Annotated in this window: 12 protein-coding genes; 9 read left to right on the forward strand and 3 right to left on the reverse strand. The window is 55.8% G+C overall.

What is annotated here, in order from left to right:
* Nucleotides 1-57 precede the first annotated feature (57 nt).
* Nucleotides 58-417 carry a DUF3703 domain-containing protein gene (locus tag ACYX34_RS01230; protein ID WP_462074734.1) on the forward strand — a complete coding sequence of 120 codons (360 nt, stop codon included), beginning with the start codon at nt 58-60 and terminating at the stop codon, nt 415-417.
* Between the two features lie 67 nt (nt 418-484).
* Here the strand turns inward: ACYX34_RS01230 and ACYX34_RS01235 are convergent, their stop codons facing one another.
* Nucleotides 485-3,040: an FtsX-like permease family protein gene (locus tag ACYX34_RS01235; RefSeq protein WP_462074735.1), complete on the reverse strand. Its 2,556-nt coding sequence runs from the start codon at nt 3,038-3,040 to the stop codon at nt 485-487.
* Nucleotides 3,041-3,254: 214 nt separating this feature from the next.
* On the opposite strand from ACYX34_RS01235, the gene ACYX34_RS01240 reads away from it, so the two are divergent.
* Entirely contained in the window at nt 3,255-3,542 is a 288-nt protein-coding gene (locus ACYX34_RS01240) for a response regulator transcription factor (RefSeq protein WP_462074736.1), read from the forward strand.
* 2 nt (nt 3,543-3,544) lie between these two features.
* Here the strand turns inward: ACYX34_RS01240 and ACYX34_RS01245 are convergent, their stop codons facing one another.
* Together ACYX34_RS01245 and ACYX34_RS01250 are read right to left on the reverse strand one after the other, a co-directional pair.
* Complete coding sequence (locus ACYX34_RS01245) at nt 3,545-4,474, reverse strand: dihydroorotate oxidase (protein WP_462074744.1); 930 nt, start codon at nt 4,472-4,474, stop codon at nt 3,545-3,547.
* On the reverse strand, nt 4,468-5,169 hold the full coding sequence (locus ACYX34_RS01250; RefSeq protein WP_462074737.1) for an ABC transporter ATP-binding protein: 702 nt from the start codon (nt 5,167-5,169) through the stop codon (nt 4,468-4,470). Before ACYX34_RS01250 ends, ACYX34_RS01245 begins: the two co-directional genes overlap by 7 nt.
* Before the next feature lie 146 nt (nt 5,170-5,315).
* On the opposite strand from ACYX34_RS01250, the gene ACYX34_RS01255 reads away from it, so the two are divergent.
* The 7 genes from ACYX34_RS01255 to ACYX34_RS01285 form a co-directional block, all read left to right on the forward strand.
* Nucleotides 5,316-6,119 carry a phosphoribosyltransferase family protein gene (locus ACYX34_RS01255; RefSeq protein WP_462074738.1) on the forward strand — a complete coding sequence of 268 codons (804 nt, stop codon included), beginning with the start codon at nt 5,316-5,318 and terminating at the stop codon, nt 6,117-6,119.
* 12 nt (nt 6,120-6,131) lie between these two features.
* Complete coding sequence (locus ACYX34_RS01260; RefSeq protein ID WP_462074739.1) at nt 6,132-6,473, forward strand: FmdB family zinc ribbon protein; 342 nt, start codon at nt 6,132-6,134, stop codon at nt 6,471-6,473.
* A gap of 98 nt (nt 6,474-6,571) precedes the next feature.
* Nucleotides 6,572-6,772, forward strand: a complete 201-nt coding sequence (locus ACYX34_RS01265) for a helix-turn-helix domain-containing protein (RefSeq protein WP_462074740.1) — start codon at nt 6,572-6,574, stop codon at nt 6,770-6,772.
* A 14-nt stretch (nt 6,773-6,786) separates the two neighbouring features.
* Nucleotides 6,787-7,227, forward strand: coding sequence for a division/cell wall cluster transcriptional repressor MraZ (locus ACYX34_RS01270; protein ID WP_462074741.1), 441 nt, complete (start codon nt 6,787-6,789; stop codon nt 7,225-7,227).
* Nucleotides 7,228-7,231: 4 nt separating this feature from the next.
* Nucleotides 7,232-7,828 (forward strand): RusA family crossover junction endodeoxyribonuclease, encoded by a 597-nt coding sequence (locus ACYX34_RS01275; RefSeq protein WP_462074742.1) that lies wholly within the window; start codon nt 7,232-7,234, stop codon nt 7,826-7,828.
* Nucleotides 7,829-7,926: 98 nt separating this feature from the next.
* Entirely contained in the window at nt 7,927-9,123 is a 1,197-nt protein-coding gene (locus ACYX34_RS01280; protein ID WP_462074743.1) for an HD-GYP domain-containing protein, read from the forward strand.
* A 430-nt stretch (nt 9,124-9,553) separates the two neighbouring features.
* The coding region (locus tag ACYX34_RS01285; protein WP_462074745.1) for a transposase at nt 9,554-9,730 on the forward strand (177 nt) is incomplete at its 3' end.

Consider the following 9,730-nt stretch of genomic DNA (forward strand, 5'->3'; position numbering starts at 1 on the left):
CTCCCCCTCCATTCATCGCGTACAGTGTGAAAGTCACCTCCGCTGAGACATGAACCGATGCACCCTGAACTCCGACGAGCCTATGATGCAGAAATGACCACGGCAGCCAGGCTGTATGATACCGGCGATCTCCAACTTGCGTTTTCCAACCTTGAGCGTGCACATATCTTGGGACAATCGTTTTCGATTGCTCATGCGCGAACGCACTGGTGGATGCTGAAGGTTGGTTTGCGGAATCGAGATGTTGTGGAGATTATGGGCCAGATCCCACGAATTCTGGGAGCCTTGTTCTTTTCAAGAATCTGGGTTCCAATCGGCAACACTGGAGGCGCTCGAGTACCTCCTTTCACGCCGATGCCCATCCCACATGAACTTCAAGCACTCCTTGATCATTATGGACGTAAGGCCAAGAAATAAATAATTTCGTATACCTCATGTAAATATTTCGCTCACTCGATGACCGTGACCTCGCCCATCACAAGTACTATTCATCTCTCAATCCCTCAACGACCGGTTGCCGTGCAGCCCATCGAGCTGGAAAATACCCAGCCACTAATGTGGCTAATATGGCAAGTGCCACAGCCTGGAGGAGTGAGCCGAGTGGAACAATCATCTGAATGGTCCATCCGAATGATTGCCTGTTGATCACTTTGATCAGCAACAGCGACAGCAGCCCCCCCCCAATGAGTCCCAGCGCGATTCCTATCGCACCCAGGTAGATGGCTTCCCAGAGTACCAGTTGCCGGATCTGCGCCGAGCTGCCACCAATGGCCCGGAGGGTGGCGAACTCTCGGCGTCGTTCCAGTACGGAGGTGATGAGGGTGTTCACGATTCCCAACATGGCAATGATAACGGCGATGGTCTCTAAGACGTAGGTCAGCAGAAATGTCCGATCAAAAATCTCAAGGATTTCTTTCCGCAGCTCCGTATTACTGATGACCAATGGCGGAAGTCCGCCGTTGGTCGCGACGCTCAATTGTTCAATGATCTGAGTTCGCACACGATCCAGACTAGCCCGCTCGCGCAAATACACAGGGAAGACGGTCACTAACTCGTCGTGCCACAGCGACTGATAGAGGGCTCGATCCATGAGGAGTTTGCCCCCGTCCGTTGAATAGTCATAAAACACCGCCACGATGGGAAACTGCCTCACACCACCCGGCGTCATGATTTCAAGGATGGATCCTTCCTGCACACCTAACCGGTTGGCTAACACTTCGGAAACGAGCAGGCCACCGATCTCAGCTGCTCGATTGAGGTGCGCCGATGAATCCCCGCTTCGAACCAAATACTGACTCCACTGGGCATGTAGACGCAGATCCCGGGAGACGACCGCCACGCGGTGGCCATTTACTGTCATCCGCACATCGCGGTAGGTATCGACTGCCGCCACTTCAGGAATCGAGGATAGTATGGCCGTCCATGACTGCGGCAGACTTCGTCCGACAGTGCCGATCTCCGTACCACGTAACCAGAGTGACGGTGCCACAACCACATCAGCCAGAACCGTATCGGCGACCCAGACTTCCACGGTATGTCGAAAGCTACGAACCATGACCAATACCCCGATCATGATTGCCAACCCCACCATGAACGCTGAGACGGTGACGCCGTTTCGACCTGGGTTTCTGGACGCATGCTCGACTGCAATCGATCTCATCACCCCATGCAAGCCGGCTGTCGAACCGATTGGTCGACGATGATCTCCCCCCCTCGTCACACACAACGGTGCGACACACGCCAACCCAGCTAAAAGACAGAGCGTCGCGATGTAACCCAAGACCGGAACCCCCTGAATCGGCCCTGGCCAACTGAGGAGTCCTGCCACGCCAAGCAATACGCATCCCATGACAGCGAGACGGCCCACTCGCAACTGCTGACTCGCCTCGTAATCTCCTGGAGCAAGGGCACGAACCGTCGCCGTCCGGCTGGCATCCACACTGGGCCCAATAGCTCCAATCATGGACACCACGCAACCAATAAGGACGCCTTCCAAACCCATCGTGAGCCATGGCCCAGTCCAAAAAGATTCCTCTCCACCGACACTCACCGGAACATAGAGATCCGAGATCGTTCGACTCAACAGCGCGATCAGCTGTTGCGCCAACACCATTCCTGCCACACTTCCGACGAGACCTCCGACAAGACCGAACAGCCCCGCTTCAATAAGAAACAGAACGGCCACCCGTCCCTGAGTCATCCCCACAGCTCGATAGATGCCGATCTCCCGTCGTCTCTGCGCAACAGCAAAGGCCATGGTGTTGTAGATTAAGAACATCCCGACCAACAGGCCGACCCAACTGAGCACCGTGAGATTCAGACGGAAGGCGCGGATCATTTGCTCAACCTGACTTGTCCGGCTTGTAGGCCGCTCCACCGTCACGTGCGGAGGCAGGACAGCTCGCACCTTATCCGCCACCTCCTCGACGGACAGACTTGGAGCGGTCACTACGTCGATCCGATCGACCAGACCGACCATGCCGAAGGTCACTTGAGCGGCAGCGATATCCATGACCGCCAGGCGTTCCCAAGACGAACTCCGATCCGATTCGCCGTGAAGGATTCCCGCAACTCGACAGCGACAGCGAGCGGTCCCGATAAGAAGCTGAACCTCATCCCCGACCGATACCTTCCAGTCGGTCGCCAGCTTGTCCCCCACAAACACCGAGCGCGGGTGGATCATCTCCAGCATCTGGCGTTCCGTCGTCGGCTGACTCACGCGAAATCCCCGAGTATTGAATTCAGCCAACAGATCCAGACCAAGCACTTGTGTTGCCTGGCCAGGTTGATTGTCTTTCATCTGAACGGCTGTTTGAATGATCACGGGGGACACCGAAGTCACGCCGGGCACGGCACGCAGTCGTGTCATGAGTTGCTCATCAAGCCCCGCCTCGCCTCCTGACACTTCCAAAGTGGTAGGGCCGGCGACGGTCAATACCGTTTGCTCGAATGAACGCAATACATCCACATTGGCCGTACGCACGGCGACCGACGCCGACACTCCAAGAGCCACACCACCGATCGTCAGTACGGTCCGCAAAGGCCATTGTCGCAGGTGCGAGATCAGGATGAGAAAAACGACTTTAATGAAGGACAGCATGAAGGTAGATGAAGAAAAACAGCGGGGGACAGGCACTGGGAACTGACCAACCGAAACTGGCAATCCCAACCTCTCTCTGCGAATTTCGTGAGTTTCGTTTACATGATAAAGACCGTTTGCTAGACTGACGCGTACTTATACAGAAGGAGCCCCAATGGCAAGACACTCTACGAAGACAAAAAAAGCGACAAGACATCTCACACCAACCACCCGCCACCCCAAGTCCTCGGTGTCCATCACACCCAGGCAACGTGAAATCTTGCGACTCGTCGCGCTTGGCCATACCAACCGCGAAATCGCCGGATCATTGGGAATCAGCGTGAGGACGGTTGAGGTTCATCGCTTCAACTTGATGCGTCGGCTCAACGTTCGAAACGTGGCCCAGCTGCTACGCCAAGCTTTGCAGCAAAATCTCTTGCCTCGCAATTTCGGCACCAAATGAACCTAAAGTTCCTTGAGGCGTCCGCGGCAATCTTGAATCGATCGGTATCCCTGTCGAGCTAACACCGCCCCGAGTTCTGCCTCTAAACGAGGGAAGACCTCCAACCCCTCCTCTACGAGCACCGTCCCAACCTGAATCGCCGATGCACCACAGAGAATGTGTTCAAAGGCATCACCGCCACCCATCACACCACCCGTGCCGATGATGGGCATCTTTCCTCCAAAAAACTTATAGAAGGCACGGACGTTCGCCAAGGCCACAGGCTTGATGAGTCGCCCGCCCAACCCGCCAAATCCACCTTTCGGCTTGATCACGACCGTCTCCCGTTCCGAATCAACCACCAGTCCATTGCCGACTGAATTGATCAGATTCAGAAAGTCAATTCCACATCGCCCTAGCATAGTCCCCATCACCTGATGATGGGCTGGGTCAAAGTAGGGGGGGAGCTTGACTCCCATAGGAACCGTGATCTTCGGACGTACCTTCTTGAGTACCCGTTCTGAAGCGTCCGCATCATACCCAATCTGAGGCTTACCGGGGATGTTAGGACAAGACAAGTTCACTTCGATAAGATCCGGCTGTGCCGCATTAATCGTTTCGGCAATCGTCGGAAAATCTTCCTCGGTCAGTCCGGCCACACTGGCGATGACGGGCTTACCAAATCGCTTGAGTTGCGGAATCAACTCGGCATACGCCCGATAACCCAGATTAGGCAGGCCCATTGAATTGATGGAGCCGTCAGAAAATCCATAATACCGAGGCTCCGGATTCCCAATACGCGCCTCGATCGTCATCGACTTGGTGACGATCGCCCCTGCGACGGACCGTCCTAGCGCCTCCAGCTCTTCTCTCGTGACACAGAGCGCACCAGCTGCGTTCATAAAACAACTGGGAAACGTCACCCCCGCGATCGTCGTGGAAAAATTCATGATGGCAGCACCGATTGAGCAGAAGAGGCGGTGCGTGACACCAACCTGCCGTCACACATTGCCCAGGTATAGTCAGCCGCCAAAGCCGCCTGTGGACTATGGGTCACCAACAGCACCGTCTGCCCTCCTGACTGTGCGAGCCCCCGTATCAGCGCCATGATCTCTGCCCCTTGATGCGAATCCACATTGCCGGTCGGTTCATCGGCCAAGAGAAGTCGTGGCCGGTGGGCTAATGCCCGCGCAATCGCCACTCGCTGCTGCTCTCCGCCCGAGAGTTCACCCGGGCGATGGCCCCGACGATGGCTCATACCGACCCGTTGCAACAATTCATCGACTCGCGCGGCAATATCACGTCTCGGTTCTCCCCGCAACATTAACGGCAGTGCGACATTCTCCTCAGCCGTCAGCCCATGAACAAGATGGAAGGCCTGAAACACGATTCCGATTGTGTCTCGCCGCATGGTTGTCCAGTCTTGGCTGTTCAGCGTCCTCGTGGACCGTCCATCGATCACAATGTCCCCCGAAGTCGGGTGATCCAGCCCAGCCACAAGATTCAGGAGCGTGCTTTTCCCGCACCCGCTCGGACCGACAAACGCACAGAATTCACCCTCCCGAATCTCAAGATCCACCTCGTGCAACGCCGTCACCATAGCATCACCACGAGAATATGTCTTCGACAGCTGCCTGATCGTGACCATCGGCTCCGCCCACCTTGGAAAAGCCCAGGACGAGATCCCCTAAAACGTGTACTCCTAATAACACAACCCTTCAGAGCAGGACAACCTTGACAGAGCCCATCACTTCGCCATAATGAAACCAGAGTAAGGATTCATCTCTGTCTGCCATGGCCGTTTTTTCTCTGGTCCCACAGTTCCTACGCCGTGCCACACGATTTTTCTTCCCCATTCAGTGTGTGGTGTGTGGGTGCTCGTTGAGCGATGACCTCATGCCCCATTTTTGTACCAACTGCTGGAGCACGCTTCGGCCAATGCCCCCAGCTCGATGCGCCCGATGTGATCGACCGTTTGTTTCGCCGGTGGCCACCACCTACAGTCCCCGACATGTCTGCCCTCCCTGCACCCAACATCCACCCTCCTATACACGAGCCTGGACGCTGTATCCCTATACCCCTCCACTCCAAGACGCGATCCGACTCTTGAAGTACGAGGGGAAAGTGTCCTTGGCGACACCCCTCGCCAAGCTGATGATCAACTCACTTCCCCGACTGGATGCCATCGACCTGATCATCCCAGTACCCTTACACCACGAACGGCTCTGCCAGCGGGAATTCAACCAGGCACTGCTGCTCGCAGACCAGATCGGACGGCATCTGAACATTTCCCTCTCCTATTCCAATCTGGTCCGTACCACTTCCACGCCACCCCAGACGTCCCTCTCTCGTAAAAGCCGGCTCAAAAATCTACGTCACGCATTTGTCGTACGGCATCCAGCTCAACTCATGAACAAACGTATTCTCCTCATTGACGATGTCTTTACCACCGGCACAACCGTCAATGAATGTGCCAAGACCCTGCGCCGATCCGGCTCGGCCGACGTCTTTGTCATCACCTTAGCACGAACCATCGATCAGAATCTGATCCCTGACCGTACGCAATCTCCAGCTCCCTATCCATTGTTCAGTCATTGAAAGGGCACCGTCATGCCGATCTATGAGTACCTCTGCCGAGCATGCAACAGACGCAATGCAATCCTGACATTGACCCCCCATCGGAACGATCCGGCGCTGTGTCGGCATTGTGGCAGTTCGAAGATGGACCGCCTGCTCTCCCGATTCTCCGCTCCCAAATCAGAGGAGGCCAGGCTCGAATCCCTTGCCGATCCCGCCACCCTCGGCGGACTAGATGAATCAGACCCTCGCAGCGTCGCCCGGCTCATGAAGAAAATGGGACAGGAGTTGGGTGAAGACGTCAGCGACGTCGAAGCCATGCTGGACGAACCGAGCGGAGACGACACAGCAGGTTCCCCTACCGACGACCTCTGACCTGTCCCGTCATATATTTTCACTTGACTTTCTTCTACCGGCATCTAGAATACCTTCATACTAGAGGAAGGCTGTGAGCTCTGGGACGAGGTGAAGTGATGGCCAAGATTCCCAAGAACGAGCTGATGACAGCTGAAGATACCTGCCGCTTCCTCAAGATGACACAGCCGACACTCTATCGGTATCTTCGGAGCGGGCAGATCCCTGCGTTCAAGCTCGGTAACGAATGGCGATTCGTTCGTATGGATCTTGAACAATGGATCCGAGACGGCGGAATCAGACCTTCCGTCAATTCCTAAGCTAGAGGGGTACGATGTTCGCCGGCGAATATCTTTGCAAAGTGGATGAAAAAGGGAGGTTTATCGTCCCCTCTCCAATCCGCGAGCAGATTGAAGCCGAGGGCCAGTCGGTGATGTTCTTGAAAGGCCCTGAGCAATCGCTCCTGATCTATTCGATGAAAGAATGGGGGAAGGTCCTGGAGCGAACGAAGTCGTCGTTGGATGAAGACCAGAGCCGACTGTTCATGCACTTTATCGTCTCAGAGGCCGGCTCATCAGAGATCGATAAGACCGGTCGGATCTTGATCCCTGGCCGGTTACGAAAGCTGGTCCCAGTGGATGAAGAGCAAGAGATCATCCTGGTCGGCCTCTACCACCGCATGGAACTCTGGAATCCCAGCGACTGGCGTCGGTATATTGCCCGTACGGAAGATCGATATGAACAGAACATGGCTAAGATCGTGAATCTTCTCTAGCCTCATGCCATCACGCCAGCGACGGAACATTGCATTCTCCTCCAGTGCCTTTTTCTCAAACACAAGCCGACGTCGCAAAACGCGTGCTGGACTCCGGTTTATTTCTACCGGCTCGCTGAAGCCCTCTGCCGATTCCGCCACATCGATTCGATCAAACACCATCACCACCGACCACATTCCACCTCACCCCGCGATGATCACCGCCAACAGCCTGACGCTTACGTTACCGGTCCCCCCCAGCATCAATCATCAATATGCCACGGTAAACGGACGCCGACTGCTCTCCTCCAAGGGTCGTGCCTATAAGGAGGAGGTTGCTCAACAGGTGTGGGTGGTCTTGGCTCAATCACCCTCTGCACGAGCCTTTCGAGACCGCCTGCGATCCGGCCCACTCGCCCTCTCGATCCAGTTCTTTTTTGCCACGTCATTGCGGCGCGATCTGGATGGAGGACTCAAAATCGCCCAAGACGCCGTCTGTGAGGGTCTCGGCGTCAACGACAATCGTATCACCGAGACCCATCTCTACAAGCACGTCGACAAGACGAACCCCCGGATTGAAGTCGCTCTTTCCTGCCTCCTCCCCTCACCGCACGAGTGCTGACAACGAGCTTCCTCTTTCGCTCCGCTACAGTTCTCTTCACATCCTGCCGATAGCGTAAGAAGCCATCGACATCAGAGTATTCTCGAAATCATTTTTCTATGCCAACGACGCGCGTTCCCATCAGCGAACTGCAGATCGGAATGTACGTTGCTGCCTTAGACCTTCCCTGGTACCGGTCCCCCTTCCTTCGTCATTGCTTCAAAGTGGAAGGCCACGCACAAATTGAGAAGTTGCTCCGCGCCGGGGTTAAGACGGTCGAGATCGATCTTGACCGTGGGATCGCCCCTCGCCCACCGCAAGCCACGGCAGACCAACAACCAGCCCTGCTCCACACACAGTCAGTTCCACACAAAAAACCGATCAAAACACTTGCCCAACTCAATGAAGAATATGCTCAAGCCACCCTGGCGAAACAGCAACTCACTCACTCTGTTCAATCTGTGTTCACACGGATTACCAGTACTGGAACGGTCAATCCTCAACAGGCCGCTGACGCAGTCCACGAAATCACGATTGTGACCAGAACGCTCACCCCGTCATCCATCTTCATGGCATTGAGTCAGAATCGAGCCGGCGACCCAATGCTCAGTCAGCATGCCCTCACCACCTGTACGTTGGCACTGATCCTCGGACAAACATTTCAGTACAACCCCTTGGAGCTGCAAGAACTGGCGACGGCCGCGCTCCTACATGACATCGGACTGCTGCAAGTTGACCCCACCCTCCTTCGCCTAGCCCATGCCGACCAACGCCTTTCCCCATCTCAGCAGTGCGAGTTTGAGACCCACCCACGTGTCGGTGCACGCACATTACAACAAGCAGGCGGCATCGAGATGCCCGTCCTCGAGCTGATCGCCAACCATCACGCCTATCTTGATGGCAGCGGCTATCCGAAAGAAACACGGGGAGCATGTACCTCAGACCGCACTAGAATCCTCATGATCGTCGATCGGTATGATGAATTGCTGAACGGGTTTAGCGGAGCCACCCCGCTGCCTTCACACCGAACATTTCAGCAGCTCTACCAAGAAGCGCGACAGAACAAGCTCGATCAACAATTCTTGTCGGAATTTATTGGGTTAGTGGGTATTTACCCGGTGCATAGTCACGTGCGGCTGAACACAAAAGAGCAAGGCGTGGTGACGACGCTGAATCAAGAGGCACTGCATCAGCCGATCGTCACCATCACGCATCAGCCGGAAGGCACGACCTATCCAGACCCGTTCACCGTCAATCTAGCGGACCAACCCAATGAGCCTCAGCCTCGTGCCATCGAAGCGGTCATCGATACATGAAGCAGTCGCGAGAAGACCACCAACTTGCAGCCCCTCACACTTGAGGGAAGCACTCGTCTCGCCAGTCCCTACCGTCGTTGCGCTATCGCCTGTCTGGTAGGCCTCGCGCTGCAGTACGGCAAGACTCTCCTGAACAGATCGGTGATCTCCTCGCCACATCCTTCACCGTCCTGCGCCTCCTGACCCCGCTCAAGATGTCCTATGATGTGGCGAAGAAACGAGCGGAGCCGTACACGAAGATAGTGGAAGAGTTTCCAGAGATGCGGCGAGACACACTGGTGCTAGTGAAAAAAGCGGTGGAAGGGAAGCGAAAGGCGCCCCTGACGATTCGAGCCCTACGAACCGCCCTACAGGGTGCGGATATCCTGCTCCCCTTGAAATGGAGACCACCTTCACGACATGGTCCTAAGCGGACCGAGGAGGTGGCGAGATGGCAACAGAGACAACCGAACCAATCGAGCGCTGGACGGCCAAGCGGCGTGTCGCACTGGTGATCAGCCTCCTGAAGGGCAAGACCTCCGTGGCGGAGGCAGCCCGGACGCATGGGCTCACCGTGGCGGAGGTCGAAGGTTGGCGGGAGAAGTTTCTGGCCGGAGCCGAGAACGCA

It is taken from the genome of Nitrospira sp. CMX1, from assembly GCF_054902215.1.

Bases quoted from the DNA above. Each gene is read 5' to 3' on its own strand.
- ACYX34_RS01230 (WP_462074734.1), top strand. From the start codon at position 58: ATGCACCCTGAACTCCGACGAGCCTATGATGCAGAAATGACCACGGCA.
- ACYX34_RS01240 (WP_462074736.1), top strand. From the start codon at position 3,255: ATGGCAAGACACTCTACGAAGACAAAAAAAGCGACAAGACATCTCACA.
- ACYX34_RS01250 (WP_462074737.1), bottom strand. From the start codon at position 5,169: ATGGTCACGATCAGGCAGCTGTCGAAGACATATTCTCGTGGTGATGCT.
- ACYX34_RS01255 (WP_462074738.1), top strand. From the start codon at position 5,316: ATGGCCGTTTTTTCTCTGGTCCCACAGTTCCTACGCCGTGCCACACGA.
- ACYX34_RS01260 (WP_462074739.1), top strand. From the start codon at position 6,132: ATGCCGATCTATGAGTACCTCTGCCGAGCATGCAACAGACGCAATGCA.
- ACYX34_RS01265 (WP_462074740.1), top strand. From the start codon at position 6,572: ATGGCCAAGATTCCCAAGAACGAGCTGATGACAGCTGAAGATACCTGC.
- ACYX34_RS01270 (WP_462074741.1), top strand. From the start codon at position 6,787: ATGTTCGCCGGCGAATATCTTTGCAAAGTGGATGAAAAAGGGAGGTTT.
- ACYX34_RS01275 (WP_462074742.1), top strand. From the start codon at position 7,232: ATGCCATCACGCCAGCGACGGAACATTGCATTCTCCTCCAGTGCCTTT.
- ACYX34_RS01280 (WP_462074743.1), top strand. From the start codon at position 7,927: ATGCCAACGACGCGCGTTCCCATCAGCGAACTGCAGATCGGAATGTAC.